Source organism: Flagellimonas amoyensis, assembly GCF_003058265.1.
Lineage (GTDB): Bacteria > Bacteroidota > Bacteroidia > Flavobacteriales > Flavobacteriaceae > Flagellimonas > Flagellimonas amoyensis.
Genome location: NZ_QBUK01000009.1, coordinates 160,647 through 175,625, shown reverse-complemented (window position 1 = coordinate 175,625; position 14,979 = coordinate 160,647). Strand labels below are relative to the sequence as shown.

Below are 14,979 nucleotides of genomic sequence, written 5' to 3'. Positions count from 1 at the left end.
TGTCGGTTGACAGGGGTGAAGATATTGGATTCTATCAAAAAATCTAGGTCAAATTGATGAATGCCCTTTTTGGGTTTATGTAACCCCATTTCCAATTGATGGAATTAGATAAGCATGCTTCAAGTTTTCAAAAAATGCGTAGAGAAAGTGATTTTTAGCAAACCGTTCTCGATACAAAATTCCTTTGGAATTTCACTCGAACTGACAATCTTCACCAAAAAATTCCAATTTATTGCATTTCTCAACGGAAATGAGTTTATTACTGCAACAAGTCCAATTACATGATCGCAACCCTAAAACATAATTCCAGAAACTATACAATAGACCTCTCCAGACCCCTTGACATTTCCATTGCCCTGCACGGTGGCGACAAAAATGTGAACGCTTGGTACTTGGGGCCACCCAAAATGGAACCCCATACCGAGGATGGATTTGTGGGCAAGGTCACGGAAGGGGCCTCTACCAATTTCAACGATGTGTGGTTCAATCCGCATTCGCATGTGACCCACACGGAATGTTTGGGCCACATCACCGAAGCATTCCATTCCATCAACCAGAAACTGAAAAAGTTCTTCTTTTTGGCCGAAGTGATCACCGTGGCCCCTGAACAAATGGGCGATGACTTTGTCATTTCCGAAAAACAGTTGAAATACGCTTTGGGCAATAAAAAAAGGGAGGCGGTGGTCATCCGCACCCTGCCCAACACCAAGGAAAAACGCTCCCGAAACTATTCCGATACCAATCCGCCTTACTTGCTGGAAGAAGCCGTGAACTTTTTGGTGAAAAAAGGAGTGGAACACTTGCTAATCGACCTGCCTTCGGTGGACAAGGAACGGGATGGCGGCGCACTTTTGTGCCATAATGCCTTTTGGAACATGAAAGGAAAACCCCGGGAAAAGGCCACCATCACGGAACTGATCTATGTGCCGAACAAAGTGAAGGATGGCACCTATTTTTTAAACCTTCAGGTGGCGCCTTTTGAAAATGATGCCAGCCCCAGCCGCCCCGTACTCTATAAAATCGAAGAAAAATGAAAACGATCATCAAGTTGGAAGAGGTGCTGATGTTCGTATTGGGTATTTATCTGTTCAACCAATTGAACTATGCGTGGTGGTGGTTTTTGGTCCTGATCTTGGCGCCGGACATAGGTATGCTGGGCTATCTTTTGGGCAATAGGGCAGGGGCCTTTACCTACAATTTGTTCCACCACAAAGGAATGGCGATCATCATATACCTCTTGGGGAGCTACTTTTCAATACCTTTATGCCAGTTGGCCGGCGTGATCCTGTTCTCGCACTCCGCATTGGACAGGGCCATGGGCTATGGATTAAAATATGACAAAGGATTTAAGTTTACCCACTTGGGGGAAATAGGCAAAGACAATGGGTGAAGTATTCGATTCCGTTCTGGGACTGATCTTGGGGGCCATATTGATGTATTGGTTCTTTTCCCTTTTCCGTAAAAAAAGGAGCAAGGAAATTACCGAGCACCAGTCCACCGTACTGCTGGACAAAATCAGGAGTGTGTGCAAGCTGGTCTCCGTGGAAGGCGATTTTGCCGAGATCTACCACTACGAGAACACCAAAGGCAGCTTTATGAGCCTCTTCAAAAGCAAAAAGAAGGCACTGATCGTGATCAAGGCCAAGGCGCATATTGGGTACGATCTGAGCAAGTTGGACCTGAAGGCGGACACCGAAACCAAACGGATCATCCTGAGCCATTTTCCACAACCTGAAGTATTGTCCATTGAGCCCGACCTGCAATTTTACGACATCAAGAACGGGATTTTCAACAGTTTTTCGCCCACGGACCTGACCCAGCTCAACCAAGAGGCCAAGCTCCATATCAAAGAAAAGATTCCCGAAAGCGGATTGATGGAAACAGCTAGGAAAGAGGCATTGCAAGCCGTACTTTTGGTAGAAAAGATCGTGGAGACCATAGGTTGGAAACTGGACTACTCCGCTTTGGACATATCGAACAGGGAAAAACAATTCATAGAAGAATAACAACCATGAAAATCAAAATCGTAATCTTGCTATTGGCGGGCATATGTGCCTCCAGTTGTGTACAATTCAAAAAAGAAATGAACAATAATTTTGACCCCACATTTACCCATGTCGTCTATTTTTGGTTCAAAGAACCTAACAACCATGCAGATAGGGTTAAGTTTGAAGCCTCGTTGAAGAAGTTTTTGGAGAACTCCCAATATGCCAAGACCAAGTTTATTGGCACCCCACCCAAGGCCACAAGGGATGTGGTTGATGACTCCTTTACCTACTCTTTGATCTTAAGTTTTGAGTCTGCGGAAGATCAGGCGGCCTATCAAACGGAGCCTCCGCATTTGGTCTTTATTGAGGAATGTAAGGATTTGTGGGAGAAGGTCATCGTGTACGATTCTGAAGGCATCTGACCATGAACATTGAAGCGTTTCGTGAACTTTGCTTGGCCAAAAAAGGAGTGACCGAGGAATTTCCCTTTGATGCGGAGACTTTGGTCTTCAAGGTCATGGGGAAAATGTTCGCTTTGGTTCCCTTGGAGCGTTTGCCTTCCCAATGCAACCTCAAATGTGACCCAGAACGTTCCGAAGAGCTTCGGGAAACCTATGATGGCATCATTGTCCCGGGTTACCACATGAGCAAAACGCACTGGAACACATTGTTTTTGGAACAATTGCCGCCCCAATTGATAGTGGAGTTGACGGACCATTCCTATGATCTGGTCGTATCCGGATTGACCAAGAAGTTGCAACAGGAGCTTAAAAATTTGGGCTGAGGTTACATGGAGGATCTACAGCATTTTTACACATCGCAACAAGAGAGGCACCAAGAGGCGCTTCAGCGCACAAAAAAGCGATTGTCCCTTCTGGCCACCCTGCGCTTGTCCGTTTTCGTGGTCCTCGCGCTTGCGGGATATTTTCTTTGGGACACCAAGATCGTATTTGTGGTGTTGCCCTTCGGAATGGGGCTGTTTCTGTATTTGGTGACGAGCTTTAGTGACGTAAAGCGTCATAAGGCCTACCTGCAAAGACTCATCGACATCAATACGAACGAATTGGAGATCCTGGCCCGCCGTTATCATCATTTACCGGATGGAAAGGAGTTTTTACAACCGGATCATCCCTATGCACAGGACCTCGATCTTTTTGGAAGAGGCTCTTTTTATCAATATGCAAACCGGACCACCTTGCCGCAAGGACGGGAAGTTTTTGCAGGGCTTCTGCTGGACGGATATCCAAAGGATATCGCCCAAAAGCAGGAAGCCATCCAAGAATTGGCAAAGCTGCCTGAGTGGCGCCAACATTTCTCTTCCCTGGCTGGGGAAACCAATCCCAAAATAGCTCCCAATGTGGTGGCCAACTGGATGAAAAACCACCAACCGTTCACCCCAAAATGGGTGGGGATAGTGGCACCACTTTTTGCGCTGGGTTCCATCCTGTGGATCGTTCTGGCTTTGTTGGGAGTGATACCCGAAAGTTTGGTATTGGTTTGGTACTTTTTGGGGATAGGCATCGTAGGTCGATTTTCCAAGCACATCCTCAAGTTTGCGGCCCATGTATCCCAAGCCCAAGAAACCATCCAGCAACATCAGCGACTCATCTCGGAACTGGAGGGGCAGACTTTCACCTCGGAGCTTTTGCAGGATCTTCAGAAAAAATTGGAAGTGAAAGGGGAGAAGACCTCCAAGTTGTTGAAAAGGTTCAGCCAAAGCATTGATAATTTTGAACAACAGAACAACCTTTTGGTGTTGATGTTCGGTCAGGGATTACTGCTCTGGAGTTTGTATTTTGCCCATCGCATAGAATCTTGGATCGCTACTTACGGGAAGGAGGTGGAAGAGTGGTTTTTCGCCATTGCCCAGTTCGATGCCTACATCAGTTTGGCCACTTATACCTTTAACCATCAGACACATAGCTATCCAAGTTTGGTGCAAAAGGATTTGGTGTTGAGCGCAAAGGAAGTGGGTCACCCTTTGGTAGATCCCCAAAAAAGCGTATTGAACGATTTTACCATAGGTAAAGGTCGGTTCTGTATCGTCACCGGGGCCAACATGGCAGGAAAAAGTACCTTCCTTCGGGCCGTTTCCCTTCAAATTGTGATGGCCAATATGGGACTGCCCGTAAACGGCAAAGAAGTGGAATACAGTCCCGTGCGCTTGCTCACGAGCATGCGTTCCTCGGATTCCCTCACGGATGAAACCTCGTATTTTTATGCGGAGTTGAAGCGGTTGAAATACATTGTGGACGAACTGGAAAAGGGGGAATGCTTTGTGGTCCTCGATGAAATTTTGAAAGGCACCAACAGTGTGGACAAGGCAGAAGGCTCCAAAAAATTCGTGGAAAAATTGGTGCGCTCCGGAGCCACGGGTTTGGTTGCCACCCACGATTTGAGCCTATGCACCTTGGCCGATGAGCTTTCCCAGGTGGAAAACCATTATTTTGATGCCCAGATCGTGAACGGGGAACTCTATTTTGACTACCGTTTCAAGGAAGGCATTTGCCAGAACATGAATGCCTCATTCCTTCTGAAAAAAATGGGGATTGTGGATTAGTGCCCCAAATGATCCTTTTTGATTTTCTGCTACAGGGGATGTGCCAATGATTTATATGAAGCCAAAAAAAAATTACACTTATCGGGTTTGTGTATGATTAGTTGCGTGGTTTAGCACGAAATTTAGCAAATAAAAACCAAGTAGAAAATCTGCAAGGATTTTCAGAAATAGGCGAGAACAAGCAATTATTTTACACTTTGTTACCTACAGGTTTTTATTCATTTTAAAGTCCGAAGAAAAATTTAAAGTAACTACTTTTTGGTCTCAGTACTTTTATTTTGGTCAGATAGATAAATTGTCCACTTTTATTTTTTCTGTACACAGTCAATTCCGAATCGACTTTTTTTACAATCGAATCCCCAACTTTAATTTCTTTCTCCTCTAATTGTTCCAAATAAAAGAAGTCCGATTCTCCATAATATACTTTTGTTCCTCTGGCAGCTTTTATGTCTACAATAATTCCGTTTACATTGTTATTGTAAAAAGCTACTTTGTTTTCATAGTAACTAGATTTTGAATTGTAAATAAGAGTGAAGGCAACCAATACAATTATAATTCCCCAAATTTTTTTAATAAGACTAATTTTCATTTTTTGGAACTTGCAGGTTACGTTAAAGATATGATTCGTTTCAATACTTCGGCTGCGCTCAGTACAAAGTGAATGATATCGACCGATACCTGCCTGTCGGCAGATAGGAGTGAAGTTAGGGTTTTTCCGGTTAAAATTCCATCACCAATGGATGGACATCCTTTTTAAATGGATAAGGTAGTAAGATCATTGGGCTATGGGCTCAAATTTGGCTATAAGCCCTTTACCTGCACATTGTGAAAGGAATCGGCCTGTAAGCGCAATAGCTCCTCGGCTTTCTTCTTTTTGTATTGGTATAGTTCCTCCTCGTTCTTGATGTCGGTGTAGATTTTTTCGTTGATTTCCCCATCGGTGGCCAACAACAGTTTGCGCTGTTCCACTTTTTGGGTCACCCAAGTGGACACCACACTTTCCTGCTCTTCAAACTTGAAGTCGTATTCCCCTTTGGGAGCCAACAATTTGGCAATGATAGGTGCCGTTTCGATGGCCAAGAACAACAAAAAGATAAAAAACGAAGGGAACCAAGGTAATTTTCCCAAAGCGTTGATGCGGGCCATGAGTCCGTCAAAACCATCAATAATGGGTTGTGAATTGGTCACCGCCGTGTTGTAATCGGCTTCCAAGGCCGCAATTTGGGCTTCGATGCCTGCTATTTTGGCTGCGTTGGTTTCTTTCAAGGTGTTGAGTTCCGCCAAAGCAGCATCGTGTTTGTCGCGTTTTTCCTTGTAAACGGGTCCTTTGCCCAAACGGCCCGTCCCTGCGGTGCCTTCGGCTTCCGAAATATAGGTGTCGTACAGCGCGTTGGTTTCCGTTTCTTTGGTAGCGATTTCCCCTTTCAGGTTGGCAATGTCCTGGTTGAGGCTTTCTATTTTAGGAGTGTATTGCAGGGCCAATTGCTCCTTATTGTCCAAGGTCATGGCATTTTTTTCTTCCAACAACACTTGGTTGATTTCCTTCTCAAAGATTTTCATTTCCAAGGGCTTGGAGATGACCACGGCAATGATCAAAGCCAAAACAATACGTGGAGCGGCTTGGAGCAGTTCATTTTTAAAATTGTCCCTCTTTTTGATGGTGGAAACGATGTATCGGTCCAGATTGAAGATCAAAAGTCCCCAGATTAACCCAAAAAAGATGGAGGTGTAGATATTGTCAAACACCGTGTAAAGCGCATACCCGCTGGCAATGAAGGCCATAACAGCGGTGAAGAATACGGTGGCGCCAATTCCGGCATATTTGTTCTGTTCCCCATTGGAGCAGGTTTTTAGGATTTCAGTATCGGCTCCGGAGCAAAAAATAAAAAAACGTTGTAGCATGTTCGTGTTCTCTTTGATTGATAGGGTATTAGAACGTGATTTTGGAACTATTGTTACATCAAAAGCCCCAATTAAGGGGCTTTTAACATAATTGGACTTTTTGGAAGGCTAGTTTTCTATGACAATGGGTTCCGTGGAGAGTTTTACGATAGGTTTGCCACTATCCGATCCTCTGGAATCGACATTGATCCTTTTGTTGTTTTCCAAAACCCGGATGGCTTCCTTGGCGGTTATTTCTTTTCCATTGTGCATGAAGGTAGCTCCCTTGCCTGCCATTTCCTTGATGTGCTCCAAAGGGGATTTGGGCTCTGGTGGAGGTGGGGGAGCAGGCAGTGCGGAATTCGGTTCCTGAGCTGGCATTACTCCAGGAGGCGAAGGAATAGCAGCTTCTGTTGCTGGTGCATGTTGAACAGGTTCAGGTGCATCTGGTGCTGGTGGTGGCGGTGGAAAATTAGGGAAGGGTTCCGCATCTTCCTGTTGTTTTTTGGACATTTTGCCATAGATTTCCTTTAACCGGTTCACTTCCTGTTTTTTGATGACCATATGGTTACGGTCCATGGCATTGTACTTTTTGGCCAAGGCGTTGTATTCCTTCATTTCTCCACGGGTGGCACTGGATTGCATGGAAGTTTCTGGACCTACAATGTTGATGGTGGCAGAGCCATATTCGGTGAGGATTTTATCCACCTGTTGAATCACATTTTTTGGGGTTTGGGCTTCTACTTGTATGACCGACCGAACCACTTTTTTGCGTTGATCAAAGGAAAGATGTTCGTTGACTTTGGAAAGCATTTCCTTTAAATCCTCCAAAGGAACAATGTTGCTTTGAAATACTAACTTACCGTTATTATTGATAAAGATTTCGATGAATTCGATCGTTTTTTGGCCTTCTTCTTTTGGAGAACATTCAGGGAAAGGTAGTGCGTTTTCCTTTTGGGTTTCGTCCATTTTCCGATAGATGCGCTCCAATTCCTTCAAATCTTCCAAAGGAATGATCCTTTGTTCAATGGGGATGGCGTTGTATTTCTTCGCCAATTCATGGTAGGTTTTAAGATCGGAAGGGGAAGCGTTTCCATCCAAAGTCAGAACTTTCTCCGTGGGATCCCATTTTTCAATTTGTCGTTTTTCACTAAACCCAAATAACAACAGGGCCGTAAGCGGGAGCACGAGCAGGCTCCTCAATACAAATGATTTTCTTGATGTGTTTGTTTTCATGACTGTAAACCGTTTTTTGATTGATGAATAATTAATGGCATTGGCAATGCCGGTCGACTGATGTTGTTCAAAACTACCGTGTGATAAGTACGATAGGATAGTATTTTGATAGTGTGAATGGTCATGGTTCCCGTTGATTACCGCCCTGTCCGCCAAAAATTCGTGGTTCAGCTTGATGGACGATTTGAATAGGTAGATGATTGGGTTGAACCATAAGATGACCTGGGCCATTTCAATAAAGAGAATATCCAGACTATGCCGTTGTTTGGCATGGGTCTCTTCATGTAAGAGCACTTCCTGCGGAATATGTTTTTCCTCAAATTGCCTTTGGTTTAAAAAGATATAATTAAAGAAGGTGTGGGGCGGAAGGGATTGTCTCAACAGTACCCTAGTGATAAAGTTTTCCTTGAACTTAGGATTTTTTCGGATGCGTAATGCAATTTGCGTCAGGTTTCTTAAAAATCGAATTCCAAATCCGATAACACCGATACTGTAGACCAACCACAATCCAATTTCCCAATCAAAATAGGACTTTTCTGCAACTACTTGCTCAGTTGCTGTGCTCGGTATCTCCCCAGCAATAGGGGATGCTGAAAGAACTATTTGCTCTGGCACGTCCACGTATTCGGTAAAGACCACGGCCGGAATCAAAAAGGAAGCAATCAATGCACCCAACAGAAAGAATCGCTTGAATTGGTGTATGCTTTCCTTTTCCAGTACCAGTTTATAGAAGGACAGGAAAATGACAAGGCATGCAGTGGATTTTAATAGGAAGACCAACATGGTTATTTCTTTTTGATTTCGTTGTCTATCAATTTTTTCAATTCTTCCAACTCGGCTTTGCTCAAGTTCGTTTCTTTGGCAAAGAAGGAGGCAAATTGGCTCGCACTGTCGTTAAAAAAGTTTTTGATGAGCCCGTTCACGTGTTTGGAAAAATAATCTTGCTTTTTCACCAGCGGATAGTATTCCCTACTTCTGCCAATGGTCTCATATGCCACAAAGCCTTTGTCTGCCATCCGTTTTAAAAGGGTGGCCACGGTGGTGGTGGCCGGTTTGGGTTCCGGATAGGCATCCAAGAGGTCTTTCATATAGGCCTTTTTCAACATCCAAACAATGTTCATCAATTCTTCTTCTGCTTTTGACAATTGCATCTCTTGTACTTTATTATGAAGTGTTATTTAATTGTTTTTTTCGTTCATTTTGTCCTTTAGTGCAACAGCTAGGTTTTCATCGGTCAAAATCATTGTTGCGTCTTGGCAATATTGCGTTTTTCCAATATATTGCTCGTATCCCAATTGTCCTTTAGTGCAACAGCTAGGTTTTCATCGGTCAAAATCATTGTTGCGTCTTGGCAATATTGCGTTTTTCCAATATATTGCTCGTATCCCAATTGTCCTTTAGTGCAACAGCTAGGTTTTCATCGGTCAAAATCATTGTTGCGTCTTGGCAATATTGCGTTTTTCCAATATATTGCTCGTATCCCAATTGTCCTTTAGTGCAACAGCTAGGTTTTCATCGGTCAAAATCATTGTTGCGTCTTGGCAATATTGCGTTTTTCCAATATATTGCTCGTATCCCAATGTCTTGATAGTAGTAAAAGCTATCCACTCATTATCCTCTTGGGATAAAAATTCACCACATAGAACAAAAGTTTTTTCATCGTTAGACGCTGTAAGAAAACCAACTTTTACATCACGGAAATTCATAGGTGTCGGTGGTTTGTGGTTACGAAAATCAGTTGAAGCCGAAGTAATCAAAAACTGTACAATACTGTCGGGAATAATTTCCTTATCAGGTGTTGCAGTTGAATTGGCCTCTGCTTCATGATTAGAGTTACAGCTTATGATTGCTAACATCAAGCACAGGGAAACAAACATTTTTAAAATTTGTCGGACCATTATTTCGCTTTTGATTTGATGTTTTTCTTATTGTTTTCAGTGATTTTTTTAAACCGCCTACAATTTTGCTCTACAAACATAGAACAAATATTTTAATTCTACAAATGTAGAGTTTGTTAAAATGAATAATGGGATGTTTTACTTTCCAAAAATGTTAAGTTTGCCGACAAATACAACAACATGGGATTATTGGAAGATTTACAGAGCAGGAGTGGTAACCAATGTGAGCTTTGTGGCGCAACGGAAGATCTGAAGGTGTATGAAGTGCCACCAGTGTCTACAGGAGGTTTGGATGGCAGTGTTTTGGCCTGCGCCACCTGTTTGGGTCAGATAGAAAATCCTGAAACTGTGGATTCCAACCATTGGCGTTGTTTGAACGATAGCATGTGGAGCGAGCAAGATGCCGTTAAGGTAGTGGCTTGGCGAATGTTGAACCGTTTAAAATCCGAAGGATGGCCGCAAGATCTGTTGGATATGATGTACTTGGATGAAGAGGTTTTGGCCTGGGCCAAGGCAACCGGCGAAGGTCAGGATGCCGCGGATAGGGTGGTACATCGGGATTCCAATGGGGTTGTATTGGAAAATGGAGACAACGTGGTGCTGATCAAAGACCTGAAAGTGAAGGGATCTAGCATGGTCGCAAAACAGGGAACCGCCGTGAGACGGATTTCCCTGGATCGCGAAAATGCTGAATATATTGAAGGTAAAGTGGACGGCCAGCAAATCGTCATCCTCACCAAATATGTGAAGAAGCTCTAGGCTTTCATCTCCGCATAATATTTATAGAAATAGGGGATGGTCTCAATCCCTTTCAAGAAATTAAAGACACCAAAATGCTCATTGGGTGAGTGGATGGCATCGCTGTCCAGCCCAAATCCCAACAGAATGGTCTTGCTGTCAAAAACCTCTTCAAAAAGGGCCACAATCGGGATGCTTCCCCCCGTGCGTTGTGGGACAGGTTTTTTTCCAAAGGTCTTCTCGATTGCCTTGGCGGCGGCTTGGTAACCAATACCGTCAATAGGGGTCACGTAGGCTTGCCCACCATGATGGGGCTTCACTTTCACCTTGACGCTTTTGGGGGCCAATGAGGTAAAATGTTTGGTGAACAGATCAGTGATCTCGTGCCAATCCTGATCAGGGACCAAACGCATGGATATTTTCGCATAGGCCTTACTGGCAATCACGGTCTTTGCACCTTCACCAGTGTAGCCACCCCAAATACCGTTCACATCCAACGTAGGTCGGATACCGAAACGTTCCGTAGTGGTATATCCTTTTTCGCCATGCACATCGCCGATGTCCAAAGCTTCTTTATATTTCTCTAGGTCAAATGGAGCCTTGGCCATTTCAGCTCGCTCGGCATCGGAAATGATCTGCACTTTGTCGTAAAAACCTGGAATGGTGATGTGGTTGTTCTCATCGTGCAGGGCTGCGATCATTTTGGTCAATACGTTGATGGGATTGGGTGCCGCCCCACCGTAAATTCCAGAGTGAAGGTCACGGTTGGCCCCGGTCACTTCCACTTCCACATAGCTAAGCCCACGCAGGCCAGTGGTGATGGAAGGGGTGTCGTTGGAAATCATCCCAGTATCGGAAATCAAAATGATGTCGTTCTTGAATTTTTCACTGTTTTCCCTCAGGAAAATGGGAAGACTATCGCTTCCGACCTCTTCTTCCCCTTCGATCATAAACTTCACATTGCAGGGCAGGGTATTGTTCTTGATCATGAACTCCACCGCTTTCACGTGCATAAAAAACTGGCCTTTATCGTCACAGGCACCGCGAGCAAAAATGGCCCCATCGGGATGCAGTTTTGTTTTTTTGATCACGGGTTCAAAAGGAGGGGAGTCCCAAAGGTTTATCGGGTCCGGGGGTTGCACATCGTAGTGGCCATAGACCAGGACCGTGGGCAATTTGGGGTCGATGATTTTTTCACCGTATACCACGGGATATCCTGTGGTCTCGCAAATTTCGGTATTGTCGCAACCTGCATCGATGAGTGACTTTTGGACCACCTTTGCCGTTTCCAGCACGTCTTGGGAATAGGCAGTGTCCGCACTGATGGAGGGGAGTTTGAGTAGCTCGATAAGTTCGCTGATAAATCTGTCTTTGTGGGTGTTGATGTAATCGTTGATTTCTTCCATATAGATTTTAAAAAGGACACTAAAAGTACAAAAAACAAGTTTTTCAGGGTATCGGATTTGCAAATCCGAAAATTGATTTATATTTGCACTCCTTTCCGCGGATGTGGTGGAACTGGTAGACACGCTAGACTTAGGATCTAGTGCCGCAAGGTGTGCAGGTTCGATTCCTGTCATCCGCACTTCAAAAACAAAAGAGCTTCCCCGCAACGGAAGCTCTTTTGTTTTTTACACAATTTTCAAACCTAAACGTACATTTTTTTGAAAGAAAAGGATGCTATATGCCAAAAAATGTTTAATTTATTTCGACCTTGCGTGAAACAAACCAATAATCAACTAACGGAGTATTATACAGATTATGTACAAGGAAATTTATCTAGTCGATGACGAAGATTTGGTGAACACGGTAAACACCATACACTTCAGGAGAATGGGAATGGAGGATCGGGTAAAAACTTTTACCAATCCTGAATTGGCCCTTGATGATCTTAGGTATAGGGACAACCCCAATGTAAAAACACTGATTTTATTGGACATCAACATGCCCGAGATGAGTGGTTTTGAGTTTTTGGAATTTATGACACTCGAAAATTTTCCAAGGACCAACGAGGTGCTGCTTGTGACTTCTTCAGAATCTGATGAAGACAGACGTGAGGCCAAAAAGTTCAATAAGTATGTCAAGGAATTTATCACCAAACCTTTGCGTATTGAGCATCTGGAGGACTATCTTCAAAGTTCATACAAGTAAAAGCCCTAAACAAATCATTCCCTAAACATTCAACCCATCTTGGCGACCCACCCCCAATCTGCCGGGACAAGTTTACTTGGTCAAAATTTTAGCAGTGAAGCGGAAACAGGTTCTCATACATAACAAGGTCGAAAACGTGGAAGATCGAGGGGATGTCGTTTGGGCGATGGACCAAGATTATAAGTTAACGGCGTACAATGCCTCTTTTGAGGAAAAGCTCAAAAAAGAGCAATTGGGAAAACCCTTAAAAGGGATGGACCTCAGGGCCATATATCAAAACGGTGTTTTTTTCAACCCCTGCAAGAAGGGGTGCGAGAAAGCACTCAACCGTTATGCGACCACTGCCAAGCACACTTTTGAGGAAGGAGGTCATACCTATGTGCACGAATTTTCGTTCCAGCCCTTTATGGATGTGTCCGGAGACGTGGCCGGATGTTGCATTTGGCAGAAGGACATTACGGATGAGGTGAGCAATATCCATAAACTGTGGGACAGCGAACGGAAATATAGGGAAGCGCAGCGCATTGCAAATGTAGGGCATTGGGAATGGGACATGATCAAGGACGAGATTGTTTGGTCCAACCAATTGTACCACATCTTCCAACAAATACCGGGGGAGTTTAAAGCCAGTTATGTTTCGTTGATAGAGATCATCCATCCAGAGGATCGCGAGGCCTTTCGCGAAGATGTGGAAACCAGCATACGGGAAAATGGGATACATGATATTGTGCACAGAGTCATTGTGGGTGATGGCGAAATAAGATATGTCCACCAGAAGGGGCGTACATTCTATGATGAGCTTGGCAATCCAATGCGAATGGCGGGCACGTCGCAAGATGTGACCATGGAGGTGATGGCCAACCAACAGATAGTGCAGCAAAACAACGAGCTGCAAAACTTTGTCCGAATCATATCCCACAATTTGAGGGGACCTATCTCCAATCTATTGATGCTATCCAAAATATATGATTGGGGCAAGGACGAGGTGAACGATGACATTGTCAAAAAAATTGAGCACACCACGGAAGCCTTGGACCAGACCATAAAGGACCTCAATCTTTCTTTGTCCCTAAAGAATGCCGATAAGGAACAGTTCAGGGAAATCAAATTGTCCGAGGTGATGAAAGATGTGGATGGCCTGCTCTCTGAAGAAATCATACGCTCCAAGGCAAACGTCAAAACAGATTTTGCACACGTGGAATCTATTTTTGGCCTGAAGAGCTACATGGTGAACATTTTCTATAACCTGATTTTGAATGCCATCAACTATGCCAAGGAAGATCTTCCACCCATCATCCAGTTAACTACAGAGGAAGATAGTGGTTTCATCATCCTGAAGGTCTCGGACAATGGCATCGGTATGGAACTCACCCCCGAAAAAGAACGCAAGATCTTCAATATGTACGGTAGGCTCAGTGGAGCCACCGAAGGAAAGGGATTGGGACTCTATTTGGTAAAGACCCAAGTGGAGGCCATGAACGGGAAAATTGGGGTAGAAAGCGAAAAAGGGGTCGGGACCACCTTCACTGTCCACTTCGAGAAACAACATTAAACAGGTTTTTGGAAGGGCAAATGCGCCAAATCCACATTCCCGCCGGAAATGATCACCCCGATTTTCCTGTCCTTGAAAATTTCCTTTTCCCGGAGCACAGCGGCCAGGGCGACGGCACTTGAAGGTTCGCAGATGATTTTCATCCGTTCCCAGATCAATCGCATGGCAGATACAATTTCTTCTTCCGTGACCCGGACGATTTGCTCCACATGTTTTTGGATGATGGGAAAATTTCGGTCCCCCAATTGGGTCTTCAGGCCATCCGCAATGGTGTTGGTGGTGATGTTGCCCTCTATGGTGCCACTGAGTAGTGATCTGTAGGCGTCGTCCCCTTCAAAAGGTTCACCACCGATCGTTTTGCACCCATTTCCAAAATAGGCGGCTGCCAGCGCGGTACCGGCAATCAGTCCGCCACCACCTACAGGGGTGATTACATATTCGAGGTCTGGGTGCAGTTCCAATAGCTCTTTGCAAGCAGTCCCTTGTCCCAAGATAACGGCGTCGTCATTGGAGGGGTGGATAAAGGTGGCGCCGAATTTTTTTTGGATCACTTCGGATTCGCGTTCCCGGGCCTGCAGCGTAGGTTCGCATTCCACGATACGTCCCCCATAGCCCCGAACGGCATCTTTTTTCACTTGAGGGGCATTTTTGGGCATCACAATATGGGCCTTTACGCCCAGACTCTGGGCCGCTAGGGAAAGCGCCTGTGCAAAGTTCCCCGAAGAATGGGTGACCACCCCGTTTTGTTTTTGACCTTCGGTCAGTTGCATGATGGCATTGGCCGCACCCCGCATCTTAAAGGCGCCCATCCTTTGGAAATTCTCACATTTGAAGAACAATTGGGCCCCGGCCATTTCATCGATCTGTCGGGAAGTAAGCACAGGGGTATTGTGGATAAAAGGTTTTATCCGTTCGTGGCACTCCAAGAGTTGTTGTTTGTCCATAGAAAATAGGCCCGGTAAGTATCAGGTCCGG

Annotated in this window: 16 protein-coding genes and 1 tRNA gene; 10 read left to right on the top strand and 7 right to left on the bottom strand. The window is 44.6% G+C overall.

The genetic code is table 11. The features are described from left to right. The first annotated feature begins 281 nt into the window (after window positions 1-281). The 6 genes from DB398_RS13660 to DB398_RS13635 are packed head-to-tail and all read left to right on the top strand — an operon-like array spanning window position 282 to window position 4,548. On the top strand, window positions 282-1,034 hold the full coding sequence (locus DB398_RS13660; protein WP_108425004.1) for a cyclase family protein: 753 nt from the start codon (window positions 282-284) through the stop codon (window positions 1,032-1,034). Next, window positions 1,031-1,390, top strand: a complete 360-nt coding sequence (locus tag DB398_RS13655; protein ID WP_108425003.1) for a DUF4260 domain-containing protein — start codon at window positions 1,031-1,033, stop codon at window positions 1,388-1,390. The genes DB398_RS13660 and DB398_RS13655 overlap by 4 nt, the downstream gene beginning before the upstream one ends. After that, window positions 1,383-2,006, top strand: coding sequence for a DUF4230 domain-containing protein (locus DB398_RS13650; protein ID WP_108425002.1), 624 nt, complete (start codon window positions 1,383-1,385; stop codon window positions 2,004-2,006). The genes DB398_RS13655 and DB398_RS13650 overlap by 8 nt, the downstream gene beginning before the upstream one ends. 5 nt (window positions 2,007-2,011) lie before the next feature. Then, window positions 2,012-2,410: a Dabb family protein gene (locus DB398_RS13645; protein ID WP_108425001.1), complete on the top strand. Its 399-nt coding sequence runs from the start codon at window positions 2,012-2,014 to the stop codon at window positions 2,408-2,410. Between the two features lie 2 nt (window positions 2,411-2,412). Continuing rightward, the gene (locus DB398_RS13640) at window positions 2,413-2,772 is read left to right on the top strand and encodes an MmcQ/YjbR family DNA-binding protein (protein ID WP_108425000.1); all 360 of its coding nucleotides are present in this window, start codon (window positions 2,413-2,415) and stop codon (window positions 2,770-2,772) included. A gap of 6 nt (window positions 2,773-2,778) precedes the next feature. Continuing rightward, a complete protein-coding gene (locus DB398_RS13635) occupies window positions 2,779-4,548 on the top strand; it encodes a MutS-related protein (protein ID WP_108424999.1) in 1,770 nt (589 codons plus the stop codon). A gap of 223 nt (window positions 4,549-4,771) precedes the next feature. Here DB398_RS13635 and DB398_RS13630 read toward each other — a convergent pair whose 3' ends face one another. The 5 genes from DB398_RS13630 to DB398_RS13610 all read right to left on the bottom strand — a co-directional run bounded on the left by DB398_RS13630 (window position 4,772) and on the right by DB398_RS13610 (window position 9,563). Then, entirely contained in the window at window positions 4,772-5,137 is a 366-nt protein-coding gene (locus DB398_RS13630; RefSeq protein WP_108424998.1) for a hypothetical protein, read from the bottom strand. Between the two features lie 212 nt (window positions 5,138-5,349). Continuing rightward, window positions 5,350-6,450: a DUF4407 domain-containing protein gene (locus DB398_RS13625; protein ID WP_108424997.1), complete on the bottom strand. Its 1,101-nt coding sequence runs from the start codon at window positions 6,448-6,450 to the stop codon at window positions 5,350-5,352. A 108-nt stretch (window positions 6,451-6,558) separates the two neighbouring features. After that, complete coding sequence (locus DB398_RS13620) at window positions 6,559-8,448, bottom strand: M56 family metallopeptidase (protein ID WP_108424996.1); 1,890 nt, start codon at window positions 8,446-8,448, stop codon at window positions 6,559-6,561. Window positions 8,449-8,450: 2 nt separating this feature from the next. Continuing rightward, window positions 8,451-8,816: a BlaI/MecI/CopY family transcriptional regulator gene (locus DB398_RS13615; RefSeq protein ID WP_108424995.1), complete on the bottom strand. Its 366-nt coding sequence runs from the start codon at window positions 8,814-8,816 to the stop codon at window positions 8,451-8,453. A gap of 279 nt (window positions 8,817-9,095) precedes the next feature. Next, window positions 9,096-9,563 (bottom strand): hypothetical protein, encoded by a 468-nt coding sequence (locus DB398_RS13610; protein WP_159076439.1) that lies wholly within the window; start codon window positions 9,561-9,563, stop codon window positions 9,096-9,098. A gap of 180 nt (window positions 9,564-9,743) precedes the next feature. Here DB398_RS13610 and DB398_RS13605 point away from each other — a divergent pair, with 180 nt between their 5' ends. Next, window positions 9,744-10,322, top strand: a complete 579-nt coding sequence (locus tag DB398_RS13605; RefSeq protein ID WP_108424993.1) for a PhnA domain-containing protein — start codon at window positions 9,744-9,746, stop codon at window positions 10,320-10,322. Here the strand turns inward: DB398_RS13605 and DB398_RS13600 are convergent. Continuing rightward, window positions 10,319-11,707, bottom strand: coding sequence for a dipeptidase (locus DB398_RS13600; protein WP_108424992.1), 1,389 nt, complete (start codon window positions 11,705-11,707; stop codon window positions 10,319-10,321). The two genes, DB398_RS13605 and DB398_RS13600, sit on opposite strands and share 4 nt — an antisense overlap. Before the next feature lie 97 nt (window positions 11,708-11,804). Here DB398_RS13600 and DB398_RS13595 point away from each other — a divergent pair. The 3 genes from DB398_RS13595 (at window position 11,805) to DB398_RS13585 (ending at window position 14,004) form a co-directional block, all read left to right on the top strand. Then, a tRNA-Leu gene (locus tag DB398_RS13595) sits at window positions 11,805-11,886 on the top strand. A gap of 176 nt (window positions 11,887-12,062) precedes the next feature. After that, complete coding sequence (locus DB398_RS13590; protein WP_108424991.1) at window positions 12,063-12,452, top strand: response regulator; 390 nt, start codon at window positions 12,063-12,065, stop codon at window positions 12,450-12,452. A gap of 94 nt (window positions 12,453-12,546) precedes the next feature. After that, window positions 12,547-14,004 (top strand): sensor histidine kinase, encoded by a 1,458-nt coding sequence (locus DB398_RS13585; protein ID WP_108424990.1) that lies wholly within the window; start codon window positions 12,547-12,549, stop codon window positions 14,002-14,004. On the opposite strand, the gene DB398_RS13580 is transcribed toward DB398_RS13585, so the two are convergent. After that, window positions 14,001-14,948: a pyridoxal-phosphate dependent enzyme gene (locus DB398_RS13580; RefSeq protein WP_108424989.1), complete on the bottom strand. Its 948-nt coding sequence runs from the start codon at window positions 14,946-14,948 to the stop codon at window positions 14,001-14,003. The two genes, DB398_RS13585 and DB398_RS13580, sit on opposite strands and share 4 nt — an antisense overlap. Window positions 14,949-14,979 lie beyond the last annotated feature (31 nt).

Bases quoted from the DNA above. Each gene is read 5' to 3' on its own strand.
- DB398_RS13660 (WP_108425004.1), top strand. From the start codon at position 282: ATGATCGCAACCCTAAAACATAATTCCAGAAACTATACAATAGACCTC.
- DB398_RS13655 (WP_108425003.1), top strand. From the start codon at position 1,031: ATGAAAACGATCATCAAGTTGGAAGAGGTGCTGATGTTCGTATTGGGT.
- DB398_RS13650 (WP_108425002.1), top strand. From the start codon at position 1,383: ATGGGTGAAGTATTCGATTCCGTTCTGGGACTGATCTTGGGGGCCATA.
- DB398_RS13645 (WP_108425001.1), top strand. From the start codon at position 2,012: ATGAAAATCAAAATCGTAATCTTGCTATTGGCGGGCATATGTGCCTCC.
- DB398_RS13640 (WP_108425000.1), top strand. From the start codon at position 2,413: ATGAACATTGAAGCGTTTCGTGAACTTTGCTTGGCCAAAAAAGGAGTG.
- DB398_RS13635 (WP_108424999.1), top strand. From the start codon at position 2,779: ATGGAGGATCTACAGCATTTTTACACATCGCAACAAGAGAGGCACCAA.
- DB398_RS13630 (WP_108424998.1), bottom strand. From the start codon at position 5,137: ATGAAAATTAGTCTTATTAAAAAAATTTGGGGAATTATAATTGTATTG.
- DB398_RS13625 (WP_108424997.1), bottom strand. From the start codon at position 6,450: ATGCTACAACGTTTTTTTATTTTTTGCTCCGGAGCCGATACTGAAATC.
- DB398_RS13620 (WP_108424996.1), bottom strand. From the start codon at position 8,448: ATGTTGGTCTTCCTATTAAAATCCACTGCATGCCTTGTCATTTTCCTG.
- DB398_RS13615 (WP_108424995.1), bottom strand. From the start codon at position 8,816: ATGCAATTGTCAAAAGCAGAAGAAGAATTGATGAACATTGTTTGGATG.
- DB398_RS13610 (WP_159076439.1), bottom strand. From the start codon at position 9,563: ATGGTCCGACAAATTTTAAAAATGTTTGTTTCCCTGTGCTTGATGTTA.
- DB398_RS13605 (WP_108424993.1), top strand. From the start codon at position 9,744: ATGGGATTATTGGAAGATTTACAGAGCAGGAGTGGTAACCAATGTGAG.
- DB398_RS13600 (WP_108424992.1), bottom strand. From the start codon at position 11,707: ATGGAAGAAATCAACGATTACATCAACACCCACAAAGACAGATTTATC.
- DB398_RS13590 (WP_108424991.1), top strand. From the start codon at position 12,063: ATGTACAAGGAAATTTATCTAGTCGATGACGAAGATTTGGTGAACACG.
- DB398_RS13580 (WP_108424989.1), bottom strand. From the start codon at position 14,948: ATGGACAAACAACAACTCTTGGAGTGCCACGAACGGATAAAACCTTTT.